We start from the raw sequence: 22,396 nt of genomic DNA on the forward strand, positions 1-22,396 counted from the left end.
TTCCAGGCAGATGGGGATTATCGGCGCGCCTTCGCCGGGACGGTCACCACGACCAGCCGCGCGCCCTTCCGATCCACGATCTCGAACCTGGCGATCTCGCGCACGCTCATCGTCGTCTCACTGCGGAAGACCGCCTTGTCCTGGTACGACTCCCGGCTGACCACCCATTCCGTCGCGGTCTCGCGCCGCCCGTCGACGCCGACGACGACCAGGGCGCAGTTCGTGTCCACCGGCACGCCGCTCACGCGTACGCCCAGCTCGGTGCCCGTGCCGGTCGGCCAGGCCAGCACGGTGGCCCGGTAGTCGGCGGCCCTGTTGGCGCCGCTGAACTCGCGGCCGTTCTCGACCGCCTTCCGGCTCTGCATGGGGCTCGCGGACGGCTTCGGCGTGGCCGCGCCGTACGGCGACACGTCGCTCTCGGCCTGCCCGGTGGCGCTCGCCGACGGCATCGCCTTACGCGGCTGCGCCGACTCGGCCGGGGCGCGCTCGGTGGGGGCGGGCTCGGCGGGGGCGGGCTCGGCGGGGGCGGCCCGCTCGGCGGAGCCGTCGTCCTGCAGCACGCGGGGCGCGTCCGGATCCACCGCCCGGGAGCTCCGGGCGTCCGCGGGTGCCCCCGCCGCGGCGGATTCAGCGGCCGGCCTGACCTGGACGGCGGCCGTCCACACCGTGCCGCCGACCACCAGGACCGCCGCCGAGGCGGCCACGGACATCAGGATCCGGCCGCGCCTGTTGCGCCTGACGCGGTCGTTCAGCAGCCGGTCGAGCACCTGGCGCGGGGGGCTGGCCACCAACTCGACGTCGCGTTCCGACACCTTGCCCAGGAAGGCGCTCACGCCCTCCAGCTCCACCAGCTCGGCGCCGCACGCCTCGCAGGTGGCCAGGTGGTGGTCGATCTCCAGTGCTTCTTCCGGGTCGAGCGCGCCGAGGGCGTGGGCGCCCAGCGCGATCCGCACCTCCTCGCACGTCATCACGGTGCCAGCCCCCGTTCCTCCAGCGCCAGTTTCAGGGCGCGCAACGCGTAGTAGGTACGGGACTTGACCGTGCCCGGCGGAATGCCCAGCGTCGCCGACGCCTCCTTCACCGATCGCCCCCGGTAGTAGACCTCCAGCAGCACCTCGCGGTGCTCCTGCCGCAGCGCCGCCAGCGCCCCGGCCACCGCCCACGACTCGACCGCGCGCTCCAGCTCGTCGTCCGCCGGCAGCACCGCCAGCGCCTCGTCACCGGTCTCCTGCGGTCTCGCCTTCTTCGCGCGGTGCTGATCGACGACGAGATTTCGGGCCACCGTGAACAGCCACGCGCGGATGGGACGGTCGGACAGCGCGTCGGGATGTCGCCAGGCACGCAGCAGCGTCTCCTGGACGACGTCCTCCGCCCGCCCCGAGTCACCGGTCAGTCGCAGAACGTAGCCGTACAGGGGCCCAGCGTGCTCGTCGAAGAGGGTCCTCACGAGTTCCTCGTCGGCGGTGCCTGCTGTACTCACACCCTCATCACGAACGGCGGGGCGAAGTGGTTCAGGCTCATCCACGGATCGGCACGTCAGACGCTTCGGCGGAGAACTCGAGCCCTTCCGCCACGCTCTTGACGCCGGTGACCTTGACGTCGAAGGGCAGGTCTCCCTTGAACGGGATGGTGTAGGAGATCAGCTGCGCGAGCTGGCCGGGCACGGGCACGCCCTGGATCTTCTCGGCCTGGAGCTTGATGCCGCCGTCGGCGACCTCGATCCGCATCTCCGCGTTGAACTTCACCTTGTTCACCCCCATCGTCACCTCGCCCGACGCCGTGAGCCGCCGCCCGTTGCCGCCGATCTTGACGCCCTCGGGGGCGTACTTGTCGATCGTCGCCCTGGTGAGGGTGCCGCTGATGGTGACGCGACGGGCCTCGATGTTGGCTCTGTTCTGGAGGACGTCGGCGAGGGGCGCCGTCACGTCGTAGGCGGCGCCCCGCAGGTTCTTGACCGGCACGCCTCCGTAGTTGAAGGTGCCGAGATCGAACCGTACCTCCGGATAGTGCCCCGACGCGGCCTGAGTGAGAAACGGGATGCCCTCGATGGACACGGTCGGCGGGCCGGACAGGTCGGCCGCGGCGGCGATCCTGTTTCCCAGGTCGCGCTCGACCCCGGCCACGGCGACCCGGTCGACGGCGACAAGGAGGACGATGAGCACGATCAGGAAAACGATCAGCTTACGCATGGGGCTCCCTGTCATGAGCGGGGGGTCAGAAGCCTACCGACTGGCATGCTCCTTCCCCCGTAAAGCGCTGCATCACCCCGCAAAGCGCCGCGTCACCCCCCGGCGAAGGGGGGCAGCACCTCCACCGTCGCGCCGTCGCCGAGGATCACCTCGTCGTGGGGTCGCCGCCCGACCGGCGTACCGTCGATCAAGAACGAGCAGCGCCGGACAACTCGGGCCAGTTCTGTACGATTTTGTGTGATTTTCGTCATGAGTTCACCAAGCGTGAGCGCGTCGAACGGCTCCTCGGCGACACCGGCCGCTTCCTTGGCCGCCGCCCAATAACGTATTTTTCCCGTGGCCATGCCTTGCCTCACAATCGGTTTGCGTCCATTGTGCGCCGTCCTTAACAACCATGTTTCGGTTGACGCGCTGTTCACCAGTTGGACGCGCAATGGACGCGACTTACTCGTGGGATATCCTCACCTACAGGACCTGGGCGACGAAGCCCCCGGGTCCTTGCGCGTTTGAGGAGGCCGTAATGAGCAACCTGCTGCTGCTGACCAACGCCCTCGAGCCGTCCGCCGAGGTGCTCCCGGCGCTCGGGTTGCTGCTCCACTCGGTCCGCGTCGCTCCAGCGGAGGCGTCCGCCCTGATCGACACTCCACCCGCCGACGCCGTCCTGGTCGACGCGCGCAAGGAGTTGGTGCAGGCCAAGAGCCTGTGCCGGCTGATCCGCACCACCGGGATCGACTGCCCGCTGCTGGTGATCGTGACCGAGGGCGGGCTGGCCGCGATGACCGCCGAGTGGGGCGCCGACGACGTGCTGCTCGACAGCGCCGGGCCGGCCGAGGTGGAGGCGCGGCTGCGCATGGCCACCGGCCGCATCTCGCAGGCCACGGCTGAAGACGTGCCCGACGAGATCCGCAGCGGTGACCTGTCGATCGACGAGGCCACCTACACCGCCCGGCTGCGCGGGCGCGTGCTCGACCTCACCTTCAAGGAGTTCGAGCTGCTCAAATACCTCGCCCAGCACCCCGGCCGGGTCTTCACCCGGGCCCAGTTGCTGCAGGAGGTGTGGGGCTACGACTACTTCGGCGGCACCAGGACGGTCGACGTGCACGTCCGGCGACTGCGCGCCAAGCTCGGCACCGAGTACGAATCCCTGATCGGCACCGTCCGTAATGTCGGCTACCGATTCGTGCCCGACCGGGCCGACGCCGCCAACGTCTGATCTCCCCCCCGGCAGCTGATTGACAGCCGGTTGCCGCTGCGCTCCACTGATGTGACAGGTCGCCGTACGGGCCGCGCGACCGCTGTCACGTGGGGGACACCGCCGTCCTGAAGGGGGTGGTGTCCGATGGGGCTCTTCAGGTCGCTGGTCGACGAGGGCACGCGTCCCCGCCTCTACCGCCGCAACGAGGTGATCTGCTCACCGTTACGGCCGGCGACCAGCGTCTACGTCATCGACTACGGCTACGCCCGCGAATACGGCCCGTCCGGCGAGCGCGAGGTCGTGCACGACCTGCGCGGCGACGGCGACCTCGTGGGCGAGCTGGCCTTCTGGAGCCCCGCCGACCGCGTCCGGGTGGACGCGCTGACCGAGGTGCGGGTCTGGCCCATCGACCTGCGGCGGCTGCGCGAGCGTGCCAGCGCCGGCACAGCCGTGGCGGGCGCGCTGGTCCAGGAGCTGTTCGCCAGGAACGTGGCCGCTCGCAGGCACGAGGCCCTGGCCCGCGCCCCCGTCGCCGCCCGGCTGGCGGTGTGGCTGCTGCACCTCGACGAGCGTTACGGGCTGGCCTCGGAGTCGCCGCCCCCGCTGTCGACCGAGACCCTGGCCGACCTGGTCGGCACCTCGCCCGACGTGGTGCAGCGCCAGCTCGGCCAGTGGGCGCGGCGGGGCTGGCTGGTCCGGCCCGGCTACCGACGGCTGCGCATCGCCGACCCCTCCGCGCTGCGTGCCGCCGCCGGGAGCTGGGAGCACCTGTCGGCGCCGTGGCTGGGGAAGGTGACCCCGTTCCTGTCGCGCCCGGCGGGACCGGCCGAGCCGCTGCCGGTGGGCGAGGTGCCGAAACCGCGCCAGCTGCCCCCCACCGTCCCCGACCTGACCGGGCGGCACCAGAGCCTGAAGCAGCTCACCGCCTGGCTGGAGCGGCCCAGCAGGACGAACACCATGGTCGTGCAGGGCCTGCCCGGCGTGGGCAAGACCGCGCTGGTGACGCACTGGGCCCACATGCACGCCGACCGCTTCCCCGACGGGCAGATCGTGATCGACCTGCGCGGCCAGTCGCCCACCCAGCCGCCGATGAACCCGGCCGAGGCGCTCGGGCAGATCCTGCGCTCGCTCGGCGTCGCCGAGCACATGCCCGCCGCCGACGAGGCCGAGCTGATGCTGCTCTACCGCAGCAGGATCGCCGGGCGCAGGCTGCTGCTCATCCTCGACAACGCCGCCGACCCCGCGCAGGTGCGGGCGCTGCTGCCGGGCAGCGGGGACTGCGTGGTGCTGGTCACCAGCAGGACGCGGATGGCGCCGCTGCGCGCCACCGGGCACGCCGACCTCATGGACCTGCCGGTGCTCGACCCGGGCAGCGCGGTGGCGCTGCTGGTGGCGGTGCTCGGCGAGGGCTCGCCCAGGGCCGCCGACCGGGACGCGCTGGCCGAGCTGGCGCGGGTGTGCTCGTACCATCCGTTCGCGCTGCGGATCTCGGCGGCCAAGCTGGCCGAGAACCCCGGGCTGAGCGTCGGCTCGCGGGTGCGGGAGCTGCGCAGGCCCGATCGGCTGCTGATGGGCGATCCGGAGGAGGCGTTCAGGTCGGCGCTCGATCTGGCGTACGAGTCGCTGAGCCGGGCGCAGCGGCGGGCGTTCCGGCACGTCGGGCTGCTGCCCGGGCGGGACTTCACGCCCCAGGTGCTGGCCGCGGCGCTCGGCGCGCCGGTGAGCGAGGCCGTGCTGGCGGTCGAGGGGCTGCACCGGGCGTACCTGGTCGAGCCGCTGCCGGGACCCCGCTATCGGGTGCACGACCTGGTCAAGCGGCTGGCCAGGGAGCTGGGCCGGCACGCGGAGGCGGGCGTGCGCGAGGCCAGGGCGCGGCTGCTCGATCACTACCTGGCGGTGGCATCGGACCCGGAGACGCCGCGCGAGTGGTTCGAGGCGGAGCGGCGCTCGCTGGTCTCGGTCGTCCGGCTGGCCGAGGAGAGTGGCGCGCACGGGATGGCCTGGCGGCTGGCGGAGGCGGTGTTCGAGCCGTTCAGGCGGCTGCGGTACTACGAGAACAACCTGGAGATCCAGCAGGGCGGGCTGGCCTGCGCGATGCAGGTGAGCAACCGGCGGGCCATCGCGCTGATGCGCGGCCATCTGGGCTCGATCCACCGCGACATCGGGCCCTCGACGCTTGCGGCCAGGTTCATCGGCGAGGCGCTGGCCGACTTCGACTCGCTCGGCGACCGCGTCGGCCGGGCGCGGGCGCTCAACGACCTGGCCGAGGTGCACGGCATCGCGGGCAACAGCGAGGAGGCGCTCGCCTGCGCCGGGGAGGCCCTCGACCTCTACCGGGAGATCGGCGACCGGGCGGGCGTGGCCGGCAGCCTGCACGCGCTGTCGCGGCTGCACCTGTCGCAGGAGCGGTACGAACTGGCCCTGCAGTACGCCGGCCAGGCGCTCGACGTACGCGAGGAACTCGGCGACCGGCGCGGCACCGCCCAAAGCCTGATCATCCTGGCCACGGTGCAGCGCGACCTGGGCGAACCGCACGCCGCGCTGTCCGAAGGGCTGGAGGCGCTGTCCATCTGCCACGAGCTGGGCGACGAGCACGCCGAGGCCGAGACGCTGCTCTGCCTGGCCGAGAGCTACGACCTGCTGCGGCTGCAGCACGACGCGCGGCGCGACGCCGAACGTGCCCTGGCCGGCTACACGGCCACCGGCGACCAGTACGGCTGCGGCCGGGCCCTGTGCGCGCTCGGCCGGATCGCCCGCAACAGCTCCCGCTACGACGAGGCGCTCGACCACTACGAGCAGGCGCTGGCCGTGCAGGTCGAGCTCCACCACGAGCAGGGCAAGGCCGAGACGCTGGGGGACATCGGGCTGGTGCACTGGCGGCTGTCGGACTACCAGCGGGCCGACGACTACCTCAACCAGGCGCTGGTCATCAGCCGGGTCATCCACGACGAGCCGGTGGAGGCCCGCATGCTGAACCGGCTGGCGCGGGTGCGCAGGCGGCAGGGCCTGCCCCAGGTGGCCTTCGTGTACGCGCTCGAAGCCCTGGACATCGTGCAGGGCCTGGGCAACCGGCGGGCCGAGGCCGACGTGCAGGAGACGCTGGCGTACACGTACCTGTCGCTGGGGCTGCACGATTCCGCGCTGCGGGCGGCCACGGCGTCGCTGGAGATCAGGGAGGAGTTGCGCGACAACCGGGCCAGCGCGCTGCTGTCGACGGCGACGGCGCTGCACACGGCGGGCGAGCCGGCCCGCGCGCTGGAGCCGGCCAGGGAGGCGGCCGAGCTGCAGAACGAGACCGGCACCCGCGACCGGTGGGCGGCGGCGCTGACCACGCTGGCCATGGTGCTGCTCGATCTGGACCGCGCGGACGAGGCGCTGGTGTACGCCCGTCAGGCCAGGGACGTGCACCTGGAGTGCGGGACGCGGCGCGACCACGGGTGCGCGTTGCGGGCGCTCGGGCTGATCTCGGCCCGGCTGGGGCGGCGCGGGGCGGCGCTGTCCTATCTCCGGGACGCCAGGCGGACGCTGGAAGAGGTGGGCGACGTTTTCGAGGCGCAGCGCGTCGCCGCGGAAATCCGCAATTTGTCGTGAAAGGCCGACATAAGTCGGGAAACTTGAAATCAGAGGTCGCAGATCTTTTCCGGATCTTCTCGTTAGCTGGCAGGGCCAGCTACTCCACTCGGAGGTGATCCGGATGCTCAAGAATCATCTGCGTCGAGACCTGCAATGGCTCAAGCGACAGGCGCGTAAGGACAGGCGGATCACCGCCGTCGTGCTCGCCGGGGTCGCGGGGGTCTGGGGCCGCCAGTTCCTGCCGCCCGACCTTCCCGTGGGCTCGCCTGTGCTCACGGCGCTCTCGCTCACCCTGGTCGTGGTATCGGGGGCGGCCTGGCTGATCTCGGCGTACTTCGTCGCGGGCAGCCTGCGGGCGCGGCGCGAGCCGGCCGAGGAGCTGCGCTGGATCGCCAGGATCGGGCGGGGCAAGGAGTGGGCGTTCTGCTCGCTCAGCGCCTACGTGGCCTGGCACCTGCTGCACTTCGTCACGGCGCTGCTGCTGGGCTGAACGCCGAGATCAGGCGGTTCCCAGCGTGACCTGTTCCAGGCTGTCGACGCGGACGGTCGTGCCCGTCAGCACGAACTGGACGATCTCCGCCGTCGGCAGCTCGGCCGTGCCGAAGTCGGCGCCGGCGTGGGCGTCGCACCACTCGACGATCCGCCTGGCGTCCGTCAGGGGGGCGGCGAAGTGCAGCAGGCTGACGTACCAGAGGTCGCGGACCCGGCCGTGATCCAGATCGCGCACGCCGCGCGAATCCAGCGCGCCGGCGAAACGCTTGCGCAGCGTGTCCAGGGTCTCGTCCAGCGGGTGCACGCCGACCAGCACGCCGCCGGGGTGCGGGCTCACTCCCGCGAAATACGCCCTGGCCGGCGGCAGGTCCTCGGCCGCCTCCGCCAGCGCCGCGCCGTAGGCCCGGCGCAGGGGGTCATCTGCGGGGATGACGGTACGGTACGGCTCCAGCGACCTGATCGTGACGTGCAGGGTCCGGCCGCCGTGCACCCAGTGGCCGGGGGCGTCGAGGGTGGCGGCCAGGTCCGTCATGCGGGCCACGACCTCACCCTCGGGCCGCAGCACGGCCGCGGCTCCCCAGCGGGGGGAGCCGTCCGCCATGGGACTGTCATACGTGGCCCGGCCGGACAGCAGGGCCTCGCGCCCCTTGGCTCGGAACTCGGCGAAATCGGACATCCGAGCAGTATGCCAGGCACCGGCATTCTGGGCGTGGCAGATGAACAGCGGCGGGACCGGCACCACGCTCAGGTCTGGGCGATGAGGCGCAGCAGGGCCGGCACCCAGTGCTCGCCGTACCGCTCCTGGAGGTCGGGGCGGCGCCAGTCCTCCCCCGTGATCCGGCCCCGGCACAGCGCCGTGCCGCACCGGCAGTCGAGGGTGAAGCCGGGCTCGGCGGTGCTGGTGGCGTAGTCGTTGGTGACCTCGTCGCCGGGGGCCAGGTCGCGGCGGGCGGCCAGGGTGTAGGGGCCGGTCCACCACAGGTTCGGGTCGCAGCTGTGGTTGCTCTTGCCGATGGGGCGGCCTGGCGGCAGGACCAGATGGCGGCCGACGTCCACCGTGATGGTGTCGACGTACCCGGGCGCGGCGATCAGCCGGCGCAGCTCGTCGTCGTTCACCAGGCGACCGCCCATCCGGGAGACGACGGTGCCCGCGGGTACGGCGGCGGTCGCGAACAGGCCCGTGCCCTCGATGCCCGAGGGGCGTGTCTCCAGGTGGGGGTGGAGCCGGCAGTCGGGCTCAGGATGTTCCCGCATGGATCAATCATGCGTCGGGAAGGCGAGGGTGTGCGGGCCTGAGTCCGGGTCGAACTCGTGGCGGATGCGCGCGCAGGCGTCCAGGAGCGCCCCCTGCAGCGAGCCCAGCTCCGCGTGCCTGGTCTGCCGGAACGTGGTCGCCAGCCGCTGCTGGTGCCACTCCCCTTCCTCCAGGGCCGCGCGCAGGTCCGCCAGGTCCTCCCGCCGGCCCCGGCCGACCTGCAAGTGCCCGAAGCCGCGGAAGACGCGGGCCAGCGCCGCCAGCTCGTCCGCCAGCGCCTCGGGCAGGTCGGCCCCGCGCTCGCCGGGCAGGCCGCGGACTCCCGCGATGAGGTCGACCAGGCCCCTGGCGAGGCTCCTGAGCTGGTGACAGGCGTGGTCGAGGCAGGTGGCGGCCTCGGCCACCTGGTTCAGGCTGCGGTCGAAGCGGCTGCGGCGCAGCGACAGGCGTACCGACTCCGCCGCCTGCTCGGCGGCCTGCTCCGTGTCCTCCAGCCGCTGCGAGAGCGTCCTGGCTCGATCCAGCCACTCGCGGGCCATCCCCGCGTCCCACCCGTCCCGCAGCCCGTGCGAGATGTCGTCGGCCAGGTCGCCCAGCTCGGCGGACAGGCCGCACAGCTCCTTGCCTGCCTTGTCCACGTGGCGTGGGGGCGCGATCAGGAGGTTGGCCGCGACGCCGATGGCGGCGCCCAGGAGCACGTCCGCGAGGCGCTCGAAGCCGTACCTGCTGCCCAGGGCGAACACGAGCAGCGCCGAGATCGGGATCTGCACGTTCTGGGCGGGCAGGTTGAGCAGCCGCGACACCACAAGGCCGGCCACCACGAGCACGGCCAGCGTCACCGCGTTCGCGCCGATCAGCCAGACCAGCGCGGTGGCCACCGCCACGCCCACGACGACGGCCATGACCTGCTGCGCGCCTCGCACCAGCGTGCTGTACGCGGTCGCCGACACCGTCAGCAGCACGCCGATGGGCACGAGCACCGGCAGGTCCAGATGCAGTACGTACTCCGCCAGCCACCACCCGAGCACGCACGCGCCCGTCACCTTGACCGTCTGAGCCAGCACCTCCCGCTCCATGCGCAGCCAGTGCCCGATCCCCATGCTGCGCACGAGCGCCAGCGCCGACGCCCCGCCTGAGACGATGCGGTCGAGCGGGGAGCCGGCGGGTGCGGGTTTGCGCCCGGTTTCGGTCTCCATATCGAGTAAATGCCCAGCTAGGAAGCTGATAGAGCTGTCCGTAACCGGGTAGCGGCAGCGTGCGGCGAGAGGAGGGACGCATGTCCGGCGATCTGATCGTTCCTGACGGGGCGCAGGGCCTGGTGCTGTTCGCGCACGGCAGCGGCAGCGGCCGGCACAGCCCGCGCAACCGGTACGTGGCCGGCGCGCTCAACGAGGCCGGCCTGGGCACGCTGCTGTTCGACCTGCTCACCCCGGAGGAGGAGGCCGACAGGTCCAACGTCTTCGACATCGGGCTGCTGGCCGCGCGGCTGCTGGAACGCACCGCGTGGGCACGCGAGCAGCCCGATGCGGTCGGCCTGCCCATCGGCTACTTCGGCGCCAGCACGGGAGCGGCGGCGGCCCTGTGGGCGGCGGCCACGCCCGGCAACGACATCGCCGCGATCGTCTCGCGCGGCGGCCGGCCCGACCTGGCCGGGCCGAGGCTGGCGGCGGTACGCGCGCCGACCCTGCTCATCGTGGGCGGCAGGGACCCGGTGGTGCTGGAGCTGAACGAGGGGGCCCAGGAACGCCTGGCCGCCGAGAGCCGGATCGTGATCGTGCCCGGCGCCACCCACCTGTTCGAGGAGCCCGGCGCGCTGGACGCCGTGGCCGGCCACGCCACCGACTGGTTCCGCGCCCACTTCGCCGCGAGGCGGGCGAGCGCGTAGCGGAAGCCGTCCAGCAGGTAGCGGATCGGCCGGCGCGCACGCGGCGGGGCCGGGCGGCCGGCACGAGCGGATCAAGCGGCGAGCACGTAGCGGGATCGGGCAATCACGTTGCCGTGATCCACCGACTGTGAAAACGTCAAGTGCGGATGACATCGCGAGTTCACGGCGGTTGCACACGTGTCACTTCTGGAGATCACCGGCCTCACCTGGGACCCGCGCGGGACAAGGCGCCGGTTGGCCCCGGATCCGCTCACGCTCGACCCCGGCCAGACCGCCGTCGTGGTGGCCGCGGACGCCGCCGAGGCCGACGCGTTCACCGATCTGCTGCTCGGCCTGGAGATGCCCTTAGGCGGCCGGATCCGCGTCGGCGGCGAGGAGGTCACCATGCGGCTGCCGGCGGAGCGCGAGATCGGGCTGGTCCCCGCGAACGCCGGGCTGCTGCCGCACCTGACCGTCGAACGGAACCTCGCGCTGGCCGCCGGCGACGACCTGGCGCCGTCGTTCGTGCACGGGCGGATCGCGTACATGGCCAGGCGGCTGGACATCCAGGGCTTTCTCCGCTCACGACCGCACGAACTCGCCCACGACGAGCGGCTGAGCGTCGCGCTGGCCCGCGCCCTGTGCCGGCTGCTGCCCGTCAAGGTGATGGTGATCGAGGACCGCACGGGCTGCGGGCCCTGCCACGCCGCCGTGAGCGGCGCCCTCGGCGCCGACCCCGGGCTCGCCGTGCTCGTCGTCACCGACGACAGGACCAGGGTGGCCAGCCTCGCCTCCCCTTCTCACTACTGGGAGATCGAAGATGCCGCTCAGCCGTAGGGCGCTGCTCGCCACCGTGCCGGGCGTCTTGTCGGGCGCCGCGCTGGCCGGCTGCGCGGCGCAGCCGCCGCTGCGCGTCGCCGTGGTCTGGAGCGGGGCGGAGTTAGGCAGGTTCCGCCGGGTGGTGGACGCGTTCGTGGAGCGCTTCAGGAGGCCCGTCAGCGTCTACTCGGCCGGCGACAACATCAGCGCCCTGCTGCGCGGGCCCGCCCAGGACGTCATCCCCGACGTGGCGGTCATCCCCCGGCTGGGGCTGCTCTTCGACCCTCTCGTACGCCCCCGCGTCCGGCCCAGGGAGGGCGGCCACACGCAGCCCGGGTTCTGGCGGCGGCTCGTGACGCCGTACGGGAGCGGGGAGGAGCTCGGCACCTGGTTCAAGCTCGCGCACAAGTCGCTCGTGTGGCACCGCGCGGGAGAGCAGACGCAACCCGCCGACCTGGCCACCTGGAGGCCGGCGCCGGGCACGCTGGCGATCGGGGCGGCCGACGGGTGGGTGCTCAGCGACTGGTTCGAGAACGTCCTGCTCGCCTACGCCCCCGAGGTCTACGACGGGCTCTTCCCGCCCGCCGGGAAGGGCAACGCGGACTGGTGGGGCGTGACCCAGGTGACCGAGGCGCTCACGCTGCTCGCCGACATCTGGCGTGAGGCGTTCACCCCCGAGCAGGGGCGGCGGGCGCTGACCATGCAGTTCCACGACTCCATCCTCGACGTCTTCACCTACCGCACCGCCGACCTGGTCGCCGCGCCCGACTTCGCGCTGCCGGTCATCGAGCTGCACGGCGGCGCGGACATCGCCGGGCACTTCCGCTTCCCCGCCCACCAGGGCAAGGAGCCGCCGCTGGTGGTCGGCGGCGACGTCGCGGTGGCCATGCGCGGCGGCGGTCCCGACGCCGTCACCTTCGTCGACTGGCTGACCAGGCCCCGGGTGCCGGGCGAACGTGACGCGCTGACCGCCTGGGTCGACGACGGCGGCTTCCTGACGCCGTTCAGCCAGCCGTCCCACCCGCTGCTGGCCGGACCCGCGCAAGAACTGAGCCAGGGCGCGAACCGCCACTACGACCTGTCCGACCGGCTCATCGGGCCGCTGGAGGGCGGCGACGGCAGGGGGTTGTGGCGCGTGCTCACCGAGCTGTTCACCGAGGTCGCGGCCGAGGCGGCGGCCCCCGCGCGGGCGGCCGCCGCCGCCCGCGACAAGATCGTGGCCGCCGCCGGGGAGGGCGACGGGTGAGCGGCCGGTACGCGAGGGGGCGGTACGCGAGCAGGCGGAACGCGAGCGGGCGGTTCGTGAGCGTGCGGTTCATGAGCGGGGGTGCGCGATGAGTGAGCGGAACGCGTTCCTGTTCGAGGTGGCGCCGCATCACGACGCCGGGGTGCCGGCCGTCGGGCACCGGCTCAGCCGCCGGCACGCCTTCCTCTACCTGCTGCTGGCGGTGCTGCTGTCTGCGGGCGTCATCCTGGCCCCGCTGCTGGTGACCGTGGGCATCAGCCTCTCGGGGCCGGGCGCGTGGTCCGGCGTGCTGAGCGACGTCCACGCCTGGCAGGCGCTCGGCAACACGCTGCTGTGGTGGGTGCTGGTCCTGGTCGTCTGCGCCGTGGGGCTGGGCCTGGCCTGGCTGGCCAGGAACGCGGGCCCGCTGCCCGGCCGGGTGCTGCGCGTCGTCCTGGTCCTGCCGGCCGTGGTCTCCCCGCTCACCACGGGGGCGATCTTCCGGCTGCTGTTCGACACCAATCACCACCGGGGGCTGTTCGCCGCCCTGCTGGGCTCCGACACGCCCTTCCTCGGCCCCGGCTGGATCTGGCTGGTGCTCGGGCTGGCGTTCGTCTGGCAATGGGCCGGGATCGCGTTCCTGGTCTTCCACGAGGCCCTGGCGCGGCTGCCGGCCGGGCTGCTGCGGATGGCCAGGGCGTTCGGCGTGCGCCGGCGGCGCAGGATCTGGTCCGTGGTGCTGCCCGCGCTCGCCGGGCCGGCCGCGCTGGCGTACGTGTTCGCGCTGGTGGCCGCGGCCCGCGTGTTCGACCTGGTGCTGATGGGCGCGCCCGGGTCGATGCAGGCGCTGGTCGAGGGCGGCGGGCTGTTCTGGTGGCGGCACAACGACGACCTGGGCGACGCGGGGGCGGCGGCGCTCGCGGTGCTGATGTCGCTGCTGGTGGCGGGGGCGGCCTCGCTGGCGCTGCTCGGGCTGCGGGGGCGGGTGAGCTGGTCCGAGCCTGCGCCGCCCGCGCCCCCTCCGGCGCGCGGGCGGCGCCTGTGGCCGCTGTGCGCGGTGGTGTCGGCGCTGTGGCTGCTGCCGTTCGTGGCGCTGCTGCTCACGTCCCTGCGCGAGCCTGAGGTCGCCGCCCGGTCGGGGTGGTGGAGCGGCGGTCCCTGGACGCTCGCCTCGTACGCCGACGCCTTCGCCGACGACGGGTTCACCGCCGCGCTGGGCACCACGTTCCTGCGCGCCTTCGCGGTCGTGTGCGTGGTGCTGCTGGCCGCGGTGCCGGCCGCGTACGTGCTGGCCCACGAGCATCTGCTGCCGCGCCGCGCCTGGCGGCCCGTCCTGCTGGTCTCGGTGGCCCTGGCCGCGCTGCCCCCGCAGGCGTTCGCCGTGCCGCTGCAGCGCTGGCTGAGCCCGATCGGCACCGCGCCCGCGCTGGCCATCGTGCACGCGGCGCTGGTGATCCCGCTGGCGGTGCTGGTCCTGCACAACGCGTTCGTCCAGGTGCCCGCCCCCATGCTGGCCCGCGACCGCTGGGAGCTGTTCCACGTCGTACGCGAGGCGCGGCCCGCCGTCGTGCTGGCCGGGGTGCTGGCGTTCGTCCTGGTCTGGAACGACGCGGTCGTCGGGCTGCTGCTGAACTGGCCGTCGGGCGATCACCTGCCGCTGATCCTGCTGGAGCAGGCCCGCCACTTCATGAGCGCCGCGAGCCCGCTGGCGGCGCAGGCGGTGATCGCGACCGCGGTGCCGGTGCTCGTGGTGGCCGTCACCGCCCGCCGCCTGTACCGGGGGCTGACGCGAGGAGTGCGGCGATGACGGGTTCGTACGACCGCCGGCCGGGCTGCCGGGAGGTGCGGCGATGACGGACATCTCGCGGAAGGACCGGCTGGGCTTCCGGCTGTCGCGGCTGCACCGGCGGGCCACGGCCCACCTGCCCGAGCTCGGTACGGGCGGCCTGGTGACGGCGGGCGGCACCTTCCTGCTGCTCCAGGAGGAGCTGATCAAGCAGCTCGCGGGCGACCTGCCGACCTGGCTGCTGGCGATCCTCGCCCTGCCCTTCCCGATCGCGGCCGGCTGGATCACCCACCTCGTACGCCGCCGCCGCGAACGCCCCGCCCGCCCCGCCCTGGCCCCCATGCCCTTCCCCGACCGGCCGGAGGGCCTGGTGGGCCGGGACGGCGAGCTCCAGCAGATCAAGGACCTGGCCCTGGAACGCGGCCTGGTCGTGGTGCAGGGCGCGATGGGCTCGGGCACCTCCTCGGTGGCGATCAGGGCCATGTGGGACCTGGCCGGCGAGGCCCGCAAGCAGCGCTACGCCGACCTGCGCGGCCCCGACAGGAACCATCCGGAGACGCCGCTGAGCGTCGCCCAGCGGGTGCTGCGCACGCTCAACCGGCCGCCAGGGGCCATCCAGGAGCCCCAGGACGCCACCGCGCAGGTGATCGAGGCGCTCACCGGCACCGGCTGCGTGCTGCTGCTCGACAACGTCAGCACGTGGAGCCAGGTCGACTGGCTGCCGACCAGAGTGCCAGGCGCGCACATCGTGGTGGCGGGCACGCTCTCCGACGAGCTGCCGCAGCACGCGGAGCCGATCCAGCTCGGCCCCCTCGCCCCCGAGGCCGGGCGGGCGCTTCTGGCCCGCCACATCGGCGACGACCGCGTGACCCGGGATCCGAAGGCGCTCGCGCTGCTGGTGGACGCCTGTCTGGGCAGCCCGCTGGAGATCGTCAGGGTCGGCCGCTGGCTGGCGGGCAACCCCAACGTGCCGCTGCAGTCGCTGGTGGACGACCTGCGGAACCTGTCCATCGACAAGACGCTCGACTTCGTGCTCAACCTGAGCATCAAGCAGTTGCGGCCCACGGCCAAGCAGCTGTTCATCCTGCTGGCCGGGCTGCCGATCGCCGAGGTCGACCATCAGGCCGCCGCCGCGCTGCTCGGGGTGCCCTCCGCCGAAGACGCGATCACCGAGCTGGCGGACTTCGGGCTGGTGGAGAACGTACGGATGACCCGCGTCAGGGTGACCGGCGCGTTCAGGGACAGCGGCGCGTCCGGGACGCCACGGGAGAACGCCGCCTGGCGCCGCCTGGTCGAGCACTTCGCCGAGCAGGCCGCCGCCTACGCCGCCCGGCTGCCCGCCGACGACGCCAGGACTTGGTTCGCGATGGAGGACCGGGTGCTGCTCCAGGTCCTGGCCGGCGCCGTGCCAGGACGCCAGACCGGCCGCGCGCTCGGGCGCATCGCGGACGGCCTGGAAGCCTGGTTCCGGCTCGAACAGCGGCACGAGGACCGCCTGCGGGCGGCGGCCGCGCTGTCCGCCGCCGCGAAGGCGCTCGGGGACGAGCGCGTGCAGGCCACGGCCGAGCTGCGCCAGTGCGCGATCCAGCTCACCTGGGGAGATCCGCGCAAGGCCCGCCAGCACTTCAACCAGGCGGCCGAGCTGCGCGTCAGGGTGGAGTCGTGGCCGGCCGAGCTGCACCTGGAGCACGCCGCGCTGCTGCTGGCGGGGGGCGACGAGTTCACCGCCGTGGAGTCGGCACTCGTACGGTACGGTCAGGCGCTGTCCGGCGGCGACGTCACCGGGCACGCGATCAGGATGACCAACGTCGCGGCCCTCCTCATGCGCAAGGGCCAGACGTTCGACCACGACGGCAGGGGCGCGGAGGCACGCAGCCTGTACGCCGACGCCAGGGCCGTGCTGTTCCGCGCCCTCGACCTGGCCAGGCGGGCCGGCGACCCCGGCGCGCAGGCGCACGCCCACGAACTGCTCGCGCTCACCCACCACTACCTGGGCCAGTCCTTCGACGCCCGCTCCCACCTGGAGCAGGCCGAAGAGCTCTACAAGGAGACGGCGGACGAGACCGGCAGGGCCCGCTGCCTGGTGCAGCGGGCCGGGGTGCTGCTGGAGGACCCCGGGCACGCGGCCGAGTCCGTGGTGGCGCTGCTGGAGGAGGCCGAGCCGAGGCTGCCCCCGTTCGGGGTCAGCACCGCGCTGGCCCACCTGCACCTGGGCAGGCTGCGTGGCGACCGGGCGGCCGAGCACCAGGACGCCGGCCTGGCCGCCCTGTCACCGTGGGACGGGATCGCCGAGCCCAAGCAGATCAGCGAGCTACGCGCCCTGCTCCAGGCGTTGTGAGCTCGCGCCCTCCCCCAACACTCGTCCGGACCGGATCACACGGCGACGGAAGCCAGGATCCGGCCGTCGAAGGTCTGGACCGTGAAGTGGTTGAGCTCGGACTGGGGCAGGCTGGTGCCGCCGTGCAGCAGCAGCGGATCCTCGGCCCCCGGCACGCCGTACCCCTTCTCCGGCACGCCCCAGCTCGCCACCACCTCGGAGCGGCCGTCGTCGCCGACCGCCAGCAGCCGGCACTGCAGCGGCCCCTTGACGCCCTTGAGCTCCAGCGCGACATGGGTTCCCCACCCCTTGTCCTCCACGCCGACGAGCCCCGAGACCCCCGTGGAGGGATCGTTCAGTGCGTAGGTGCGGCCGGTCATGAGCAGGGCTCTGGCCGGGCTGTGGATGCTGTCGGGATTGGGCCCGCTGGTGAAGGAGCTGATGCCGAGGAAGACCCCGGCCGCGACGACGAGGCAGGCGGCGGCGCTCATGAACCCCCGGTGGAAGCGGCGGCGCCTGCGCTCGGTGGCCGCACGGCGTACCAGCAGCGACTCGACCTGCTGGTCCGGCGGATGCGGCAGCAGATCGTCGGGGTGCACCCCTTTGATCAGCTCTCCCATCGCCGCGAACGACCCCACTTCGGCGGCGCAGATCGGGCACATGCCGAGATGGCGCTCGAAATCGGCCCGCTCGTCGTCGGTGAGCAGGCCGAGCGCGTACGCGGCCACGTCCTCGTGGTGTACCTCCGTCATGGCGTCACCCCCCTGTTGCTGTGACGCTGTCCGATCACGGCAACGTCACCCCCCTTTCCTCAAGCGCGACGCGCAACGCGCGCATCGCGTAGTACACGCGGGACTTCACCGTGCCCACGGGCACGCCGATCGTCTCCGCCGCCTCCTGGACGCTGCGGTCCAGCAGGAACGTCTCTGTGAGCACCTGACGGTGGGCCGGGGACAACGACATCATCGCGTCGGTCACGACGATCTCCCTGAGCAGCCGCTCGTCCTCTGCCGCCACGGGCTGGACGCGGTCCGAGATGTCCTCGACCGTGTCGAGGGGGCGCGAGCCGGAGCGGCGGCGGTTGTCGATGACGACGCGGCGGGCGACGGTGGCCAGCCAGGGCATCAACGAGCCGGAGTCCGTACGGAGATCGTGGATGTTGCGCCAGGCGCGGACGAGGGTCTCCTGGACGACGTCCTCGGCCCAGCGCCGATCGCCGCCCGTCAGCCTGATGGCGAAGGCCATCAAGGGGGCGCCGTATTCGCGATAGAGGGCTCGGACCATGGCCTCGTCGGTTACGCGGTGATTCACGTGGGGGCGTGCTCCCTCGCGCGGCGGATATCATGAAATATCGCGCTCGCTCCGCTGATATTGAGAATTGACACTCTAGCCTCGGCCGAGCCTCCGGGTCAGGTAGTTTGCCCGTCTCGCCACCTCACTGGAAATATCCGTTAAATCGTGCTTCAGTCCCCTGGAGAGGGGATCATGATCATTCGGTTGACGATCCGCGATCCAGCGGCCTCCACCTCCGCCGACGTCGAGGTGACGGCGGAGCCCGAGACCACAGTCGGCTCCCTGCTGCGGGCGCTGCCGTTCCCCGTCAAGGGCCGCCCGTGCTACGTCGGCAGCGGCAAGCTCGACCCCGACGCCACCGTCGCGGACAGCCCGCTGGTGCCGGGCGTCACGATCAGCGTCGGCGAGCCCGAGCGGGTGCCGCCCTGGCGTCCGCTCGCCGCGGCGGGAGCCGTCCGCGTGTTCGCCGGGCCCGACGCCGGCCAGGTGGTCTGGCTGAGCCCCGGCAGCCACGTGATCGGCCGCGAGTGGACCGACATCAGCCTGCCGCGCGACCACAGGGTCTCCCGGCGGCACGCCCGGCTGGACGTGTCGTGGACCGGCGAGGCCACGGTCGTCGATCTCGGCTCACGCAGCGGCACGCTGGTGGACGAGCTCCCCGTGCGCGGCCCGGTCGTGTTACGGCCCGACGGGGTGCTCCAGGTGGGCGACGACCGGCTGCGCTGGGCGCCGCTGCCGTCCGCCCGGCTGCGGACCACCTCCAGCAGGGACGGGCACATCGACTTCGACCGGGCCTTCTCCCCCGCCCCCGCCGTTCCCGGCGCCCGCCTCACCCTGCCCAGGAACGAGACGCCGCCGCGCAATATAGCCGTGGCGCTCCTTTCTTCACTTCTTCCGCTGCCCATTGCGGTCGCGATGGCCATCCTGTTGAAAAGTCCATATTTTCTGCTTTTCGGAATTCTGACGCCGATCACGTTCTTCGCCACCCAGTGGGTCGAAGGACGGCAGCGCAGGAAGAAAGAACGCGAGTTCGACCAGCGCAAACACGAGACCGTCGAGCGGATGCGGCAGCACGTGGTGCACGAGCAGTGGCTGCGGCACGTCGTGGCGCCCGACGAGGTCGACCTGACGTTCGCCGCCACCCACGAGGGTCCCGGGCTGTGGCCGCGCAACGCCGACTCCCCCGACGGCCTGACGCTGCGCGTCGGGGTGGCCGACGAGCCGGCCACGATCGCGTTCGACGGCGAGCCGTGGCCCGGCTTCGCCGAGCCTGCGCTGCGCGGGGTGCCCGTCACCGTGGACCTGCGCGAGATCGGCGTACTGGGCGTGATCGGCCCGCCGGAGCCGGTGGACGCGCTGCTGCGCTGGCTGCTGATCCAGCTCGGCACGCTGCGCGCGCCCGACGAACTGCGTCTCGTCCTCATCACCGCGTCGGGAGGCGAGCACCTGGCCTGGGCGCGCTGGCTGCCGCACCTGAACGTGGACGCCCCCGTCCCCTGCCTGATCGGCAACACGCCGGAGACCAGGACGGAGCGGATCGAGGAGCTGAAGGACCTGGTCACCGAGCGGCTCAAGGTCAGGGACCACCGCTTCTCCGAGGACGTGGTCGTGGTGCTCGACGGAGCCCGCGCGTTACGCGACATCCCCGGCATGAAGGAGGTGCTCAGGGAGGGCCCCTCGGTCGGCGTGTACGTGATCTGCGCCGACCAGCGCAGCCTGAACGAGTGCCGCGGCGTCTGCGAGCTGGACGGCGCCGGCATGCTGCTCACCAGGGGCCGCCAGGGCCTGCCGGTGTCCGTGCAGCCGGAGAGCCTCGGGGAGCAGGCCGCGGAACGCATCGCCCGCGCGGTCGCCCCCATGCGCGACCGGCTCACGCTGGCCAGGGCCGAGAGCGTCATCCCCGCCTCCGTACGCCTGCTGGACGCCCTGGGCCTGCCCGTTCCCGCTGCGGAGGCCGTACTGGCGCGCTGGGCCGCCGATCCGGGGCCCACCACCAGGGTGTGCATCGGGGCCGACGGCTCCGGGCCCGTGACCGTGGACCTGGCCGCCGACGGGCCGCACACGATGCTCGGCGGGGCGACGGGCGCGGGCAAGAGCATCCTGCTGCAGACGCTGGTCACCTCGCTGCTGCTGGCCAACCGGCCGGACGAGCTGAACCTGGTGCTGGTCGACTTCAAGGGCGGCAGCGCGTTCCTGCCGTTCGAGCACTGCCCGCACGTGGTCGGGCTGATCCGCTCGACCGGCGACACGGCGGCCGACGTCTTCGACGAGAGCGCCGCGCGGCGGGTGCTGGCCTCCGTACGCGCGGAGGTGCGCCGCCGCGAGGCGATCCTGGCCAGGTACGGCGGGGAGATCGACGCCTACTGGAACGCGGGCGGCCGGCTGCCCCGGCTGGTCATGGTGTTCGACGAGTTCGCCCGGGTGCTGGAGACCTCGCCCGACTTCCTGCGCGAGCTGGTGAACGTGGCCGCCAAGGGGCGCTCGCTCGGCATGCACCTGGTGCTGGCCACGCAGTCGTTGCAGGGCAAGCTCTCGCCCGAGCTGAAGAACAACATCTCGCTGCGCATCACGCTGCGGCAGAACGAGCCCTCCGACAGCACCGAGGTGCTCGGCGTGCCCGACGCGGCCACGATCCCGTCGCGGCTGCGCGGCCGGGGCATGATCATGCGGGTGGGCGGCGAGCAGCGCACGCCGCAGCTGTTCCAGACCGGCTACCTGGGCGACCCGCCGCCCACCGGCGCGGCCCCCGCCACCGCGCGGCTCGCCCCCTGGCCGGCGCTCGGGCTGCCGCGGCCCTCGTCGGCCGGTGCGCCTCGGGCCGGCCGCAGTGATCAGGACCTGGCCATCGCCGCGGTGCTCGCCGCCGCTCAGGAGTTGCCCACCGAGCCGCCGTTCCGCCCGCTGCTGCCGCCGCTGCCCGCCTCGCTTCCGCTCAGCGAGGTCGAGGGGGCGGGCGGGGTGCCGTACGGGCTGGCGGACGACCCCGCGAACCAGGCGCAGCCCGCGATGGCGCTGGACCTGCGCGGGAACGAGCGGCTCATGGTGGCGGGCGGGCCGCAGTCGGGGCGCACCACGTTCTGCCGGACGCTGATCTCCAGCCTGGCCGCCCGCACCTCGCCCGCGCAGGTCTGGCTGTACGTGGTCGAGCACCGGCCGGGCGGGCTGGTCGCGTACGCGGACCTGCCGCACTGCGGGGCCGTCGCGGGGGCGGGCGAGCCCGACCGGATCAGGCGCATAGTGACGTGGCTGGCGGGCGAGGTGGAGCGGCGGCGGCTGGCACAGGCGTCGCCGGGGGAACCGGCCGCGCCGGTCATCGTGTTCGTGATCGACGGGTGGGAGTGCTTCGAGGACCGTGGCAATCCCGACTTCTTCGAGACGCCGCTGCTGGCCACGCTGCGCTCGATCGTGGCCGGCGGGCCGCCGGTGGGCGTGCACACGGTGGCCGCGGGCGGGCACGACATGTTGCGGGGCAAGACGCCCGATTTGTTCTCGCGGCGGCTGTTCCTGCCGTTCGCGCGGGAGGAGACGCGGCGGTCGTACCTGTCGTCGGGGATGGTGTCACCGCCCGTCCTGCCGGGGCGGGCGATCGAGGCGGCCTCGGGGCTGCACGTCCAGGTGTGCCTGCCGCCGGAACGCGTCCCGTCGCCGCCCGGCCGGCCCCGGCACGGCCGCGAGTTCTTGTCTTCGGTCAAGACGTTCCCGCCGCTGCCGGCGCACGTCCCGCTGGACCGGCTGCCCGGCGCGGCCGTCGGGATCGGTGGGCCCGACGTCGTGCCCGTCGAGCTGGACCTGTTCGACCTCGGCCCGCACCTGGTGCTGGTCTCCGGGCCTCCCGGCTCGGGGCGCAGCAACGCGGCGCTGGTCCTGGCGACGAGGCTGCTGCGGGCCGGAGTGCACGTCCTGGCCGTCGCGCCGCCCAGGTCGCCGCTGGCCCACGCCCTCCCCGGCGCCGAAACTCTGGCCGGCACCTCCTTCACCGACGCCGACCTGCGCGAGGCGGCCGAGTCGTTCGCCGGCGAGCGGTACGCGGTCGTCGTGGACGACTTCGACCAGCTCACCGTCACGCCGCGCGAGCAGGGCTTCGACACCCTGCCCACCCTCCTCCAGGACATCCTCGCCCCGGCCGAACTGGGCCGGCGCGCGCTCGTCCTGGCCGGTGACGCGACCCCGCTCCTGGAGGGGCACCGGCGCTCGCTGTCCGGGGAGGTCACGGAGATGCTCAGATCAGGCACCCGCTGCCTGCTGACCCCGACGAACCGGGTGAACGCGCGGGAACACGGCGTGAACCTGGAACCCGACCAGTTCTTCGCGGGGCCTGTGGGGCGGGGGTACCTGGGGACCGCCAGGAAGGTGGAGCTGGTTCAGCTGGCGGTGCTCTGAGCCGCGGT

18 protein-coding genes are annotated in these 22,396 nt (G+C 72.9%); 9 read left to right on the plus strand and 9 right to left on the minus strand.

The genetic code is table 11. The annotated features are described in order from the left end of the window. Positions 1–17: 17 nt before the first annotated feature. The 4 genes from AB0C27_RS19245 to AB0C27_RS19260 form a co-directional block, all read right to left on the minus strand. Positions 18–968, minus strand: coding sequence for a zf-HC2 domain-containing protein (locus tag AB0C27_RS19245; protein WP_357846635.1), 951 nt, complete (start codon positions 966–968; stop codon positions 18–20). Continuing rightward, positions 968–1,480, minus strand: a complete 513-nt coding sequence (locus AB0C27_RS19250; protein ID WP_346103123.1) for a sigma-70 family RNA polymerase sigma factor — start codon at positions 1,478–1,480, stop codon at positions 968–970. The genes AB0C27_RS19245 and AB0C27_RS19250 overlap by 1 nt, the downstream gene beginning before the upstream one ends. Before the next feature lie 37 nt (positions 1,481–1,517). Continuing rightward, positions 1,518–2,189 (minus strand): DUF2993 domain-containing protein, encoded by a 672-nt coding sequence (locus AB0C27_RS19255; protein ID WP_181307779.1) that lies wholly within the window; start codon positions 2,187–2,189, stop codon positions 1,518–1,520. A 92-nt stretch (positions 2,190–2,281) separates the two neighbouring features. Then, complete coding sequence (locus AB0C27_RS19260; RefSeq protein ID WP_357845666.1) at positions 2,282–2,533, minus strand: MoaD/ThiS family protein; 252 nt, start codon at positions 2,531–2,533, stop codon at positions 2,282–2,284. Between the two features lie 176 nt (positions 2,534–2,709). On the opposite strand from AB0C27_RS19260, the gene AB0C27_RS19265 reads away from it, so the two are divergent. The 3 genes from AB0C27_RS19265 to AB0C27_RS19275 all read left to right on the plus strand — a co-directional run bounded on the left by AB0C27_RS19265 (position 2,710) and on the right by AB0C27_RS19275 (position 7,447). Beyond that, positions 2,710–3,402, plus strand: coding sequence for a response regulator transcription factor (locus tag AB0C27_RS19265; RefSeq protein ID WP_106244044.1), 693 nt, complete (start codon positions 2,710–2,712; stop codon positions 3,400–3,402). Positions 3,403–3,528: 126 nt separating this feature from the next. Further along, a complete protein-coding gene (locus AB0C27_RS19270; RefSeq protein WP_357845669.1) occupies positions 3,529–6,975 on the plus strand; it encodes a tetratricopeptide repeat protein in 3,447 nt (1,148 codons plus the stop codon). 103 nt (positions 6,976–7,078) lie between these two features. Then, entirely contained in the window at positions 7,079–7,447 is a 369-nt protein-coding gene (locus tag AB0C27_RS19275; protein WP_357845672.1) for a hypothetical protein, read from the plus strand. A gap of 9 nt (positions 7,448–7,456) precedes the next feature. Here the strand turns inward: AB0C27_RS19275 and AB0C27_RS19280 are convergent, their stop codons facing one another. The 3 genes from AB0C27_RS19280 to AB0C27_RS19290 form a co-directional block, all read right to left on the minus strand. Next, complete coding sequence (locus tag AB0C27_RS19280; RefSeq protein ID WP_357845675.1) at positions 7,457–8,125, minus strand: hypothetical protein; 669 nt, start codon at positions 8,123–8,125, stop codon at positions 7,457–7,459. Positions 8,126–8,193: 68 nt separating this feature from the next. Continuing rightward, positions 8,194–8,703 carry an SET domain-containing protein-lysine N-methyltransferase gene (locus AB0C27_RS19285; protein ID WP_357845678.1) on the minus strand — a complete coding sequence of 170 codons (510 nt, stop codon included), beginning with the start codon at positions 8,701–8,703 and terminating at the stop codon, positions 8,194–8,196. Positions 8,704–8,706: 3 nt separating this feature from the next. Further along, positions 8,707–9,900, minus strand: a complete 1,194-nt coding sequence (locus tag AB0C27_RS19290) for an FUSC family protein (RefSeq protein WP_357845680.1) — start codon at positions 9,898–9,900, stop codon at positions 8,707–8,709. A gap of 80 nt (positions 9,901–9,980) precedes the next feature. On the opposite strand from AB0C27_RS19290, the gene AB0C27_RS19295 reads away from it, so the two are divergent. The 5 genes from AB0C27_RS19295 (at position 9,981) to AB0C27_RS19315 (ending at position 16,736) form a co-directional block, all read left to right on the plus strand. After that, on the plus strand, positions 9,981–10,589 hold the full coding sequence (locus AB0C27_RS19295; RefSeq protein ID WP_357845683.1) for a hypothetical protein: 609 nt from the start codon (positions 9,981–9,983) through the stop codon (positions 10,587–10,589). A 177-nt stretch (positions 10,590–10,766) separates the two neighbouring features. Next, positions 10,767–11,405 (plus strand): ATP-binding cassette domain-containing protein, encoded by a 639-nt coding sequence (locus tag AB0C27_RS19300; protein ID WP_357845686.1) that lies wholly within the window; start codon positions 10,767–10,769, stop codon positions 11,403–11,405. Beyond that, positions 11,389–12,633, plus strand: a complete 1,245-nt coding sequence (locus tag AB0C27_RS19305) for a hypothetical protein (protein WP_357845689.1) — start codon at positions 11,389–11,391, stop codon at positions 12,631–12,633. The genes AB0C27_RS19300 and AB0C27_RS19305 overlap by 17 nt, the downstream gene beginning before the upstream one ends. An 88-nt stretch (positions 12,634–12,721) precedes the next feature. Then, positions 12,722–14,419 carry an ABC transporter permease subunit gene (locus AB0C27_RS19310; RefSeq protein ID WP_357845692.1) on the plus strand — a complete coding sequence of 566 codons (1,698 nt, stop codon included), beginning with the start codon at positions 12,722–12,724 and terminating at the stop codon, positions 14,417–14,419. A gap of 43 nt (positions 14,420–14,462) precedes the next feature. Then, positions 14,463–16,736, plus strand: a complete 2,274-nt coding sequence (locus tag AB0C27_RS19315; protein WP_357845695.1) for a tetratricopeptide repeat protein — start codon at positions 14,463–14,465, stop codon at positions 16,734–16,736. A gap of 35 nt (positions 16,737–16,771) precedes the next feature. Here the strand turns inward: AB0C27_RS19315 and AB0C27_RS19320 are convergent, their stop codons facing one another. After that, positions 16,772–17,467 carry a zf-HC2 domain-containing protein gene (locus AB0C27_RS19320; protein ID WP_357845698.1) on the minus strand — a complete coding sequence of 232 codons (696 nt, stop codon included), beginning with the start codon at positions 17,465–17,467 and terminating at the stop codon, positions 16,772–16,774. Between the two features lie 34 nt (positions 17,468–17,501). Then, positions 17,502–17,999 (minus strand): sigma-70 family RNA polymerase sigma factor, encoded by a 498-nt coding sequence (locus tag AB0C27_RS19325; protein WP_346103364.1) that lies wholly within the window; start codon positions 17,997–17,999, stop codon positions 17,502–17,504. Positions 18,000–18,200: 201 nt separating this feature from the next. Between AB0C27_RS19325 and AB0C27_RS19330 the strand changes: the two genes are divergently transcribed. Further along, the gene (locus AB0C27_RS19330; RefSeq protein ID WP_357845701.1) at positions 18,201–22,388 is read left to right on the plus strand and encodes an FtsK/SpoIIIE domain-containing protein; all 4,188 of its coding nucleotides are present in this window, start codon (positions 18,201–18,203) and stop codon (positions 22,386–22,388) included. The last annotated feature ends 8 nt before the right edge of the window (positions 22,389–22,396 follow it).

This window comes from Nonomuraea sp. NPDC048882, assembly GCF_040649755.1.
Taxonomy (GTDB): domain Bacteria; phylum Actinomycetota; class Actinomycetes; order Streptosporangiales; family Streptosporangiaceae; genus Nonomuraea; species Nonomuraea maheshkhaliensis.

Coding starts and splice junctions, on each gene's coding strand:
- AB0C27_RS19275 (WP_357845672.1), top strand. CDS start 7,079: ATGCTCAAGAATCATCTGCGTCGAGACCTGCAATGGCTCAAGCGACAG.
- AB0C27_RS19330 (WP_357845701.1), top strand. CDS start 18,201: ATGATCATTCGGTTGACGATCCGCGATCCAGCGGCCTCCACCTCCGCC.
- AB0C27_RS19290 (WP_357845680.1), bottom strand. CDS start 9,900: ATGGAGACCGAAACCGGGCGCAAACCCGCACCCGCCGGCTCCCCGCTC.
- AB0C27_RS19325 (WP_346103364.1), bottom strand. CDS start 17,999: ATGGTCCGAGCCCTCTATCGCGAATACGGCGCCCCCTTGATGGCCTTC.
- AB0C27_RS19320 (WP_357845698.1), bottom strand. CDS start 17,467: ATGACGGAGGTACACCACGAGGACGTGGCCGCGTACGCGCTCGGCCTG.
- AB0C27_RS19280 (WP_357845675.1), bottom strand. CDS start 8,125: ATGTCCGATTTCGCCGAGTTCCGAGCCAAGGGGCGCGAGGCCCTGCTG.
- AB0C27_RS19315 (WP_357845695.1), top strand. CDS start 14,463: ATGACGGACATCTCGCGGAAGGACCGGCTGGGCTTCCGGCTGTCGCGG.
- AB0C27_RS19265 (WP_106244044.1), top strand. CDS start 2,710: ATGAGCAACCTGCTGCTGCTGACCAACGCCCTCGAGCCGTCCGCCGAG.
- AB0C27_RS19305 (WP_357845689.1), top strand. CDS start 11,389: ATGCCGCTCAGCCGTAGGGCGCTGCTCGCCACCGTGCCGGGCGTCTTG.
- AB0C27_RS19310 (WP_357845692.1), top strand. CDS start 12,722: ATGAGTGAGCGGAACGCGTTCCTGTTCGAGGTGGCGCCGCATCACGAC.
- AB0C27_RS19270 (WP_357845669.1), top strand. CDS start 3,529: ATGGGGCTCTTCAGGTCGCTGGTCGACGAGGGCACGCGTCCCCGCCTC.
- AB0C27_RS19245 (WP_357846635.1), bottom strand. CDS start 968: ATGACGTGCGAGGAGGTGCGGATCGCGCTGGGCGCCCACGCCCTCGGC.
- AB0C27_RS19295 (WP_357845683.1), top strand. CDS start 9,981: ATGTCCGGCGATCTGATCGTTCCTGACGGGGCGCAGGGCCTGGTGCTG.
- AB0C27_RS19285 (WP_357845678.1), bottom strand. CDS start 8,703: ATGCGGGAACATCCTGAGCCCGACTGCCGGCTCCACCCCCACCTGGAG.
- AB0C27_RS19260 (WP_357845666.1), bottom strand. CDS start 2,533: ATGGCCACGGGAAAAATACGTTATTGGGCGGCGGCCAAGGAAGCGGCC.
- AB0C27_RS19255 (WP_181307779.1), bottom strand. CDS start 2,189: ATGCGTAAGCTGATCGTTTTCCTGATCGTGCTCATCGTCCTCCTTGTC.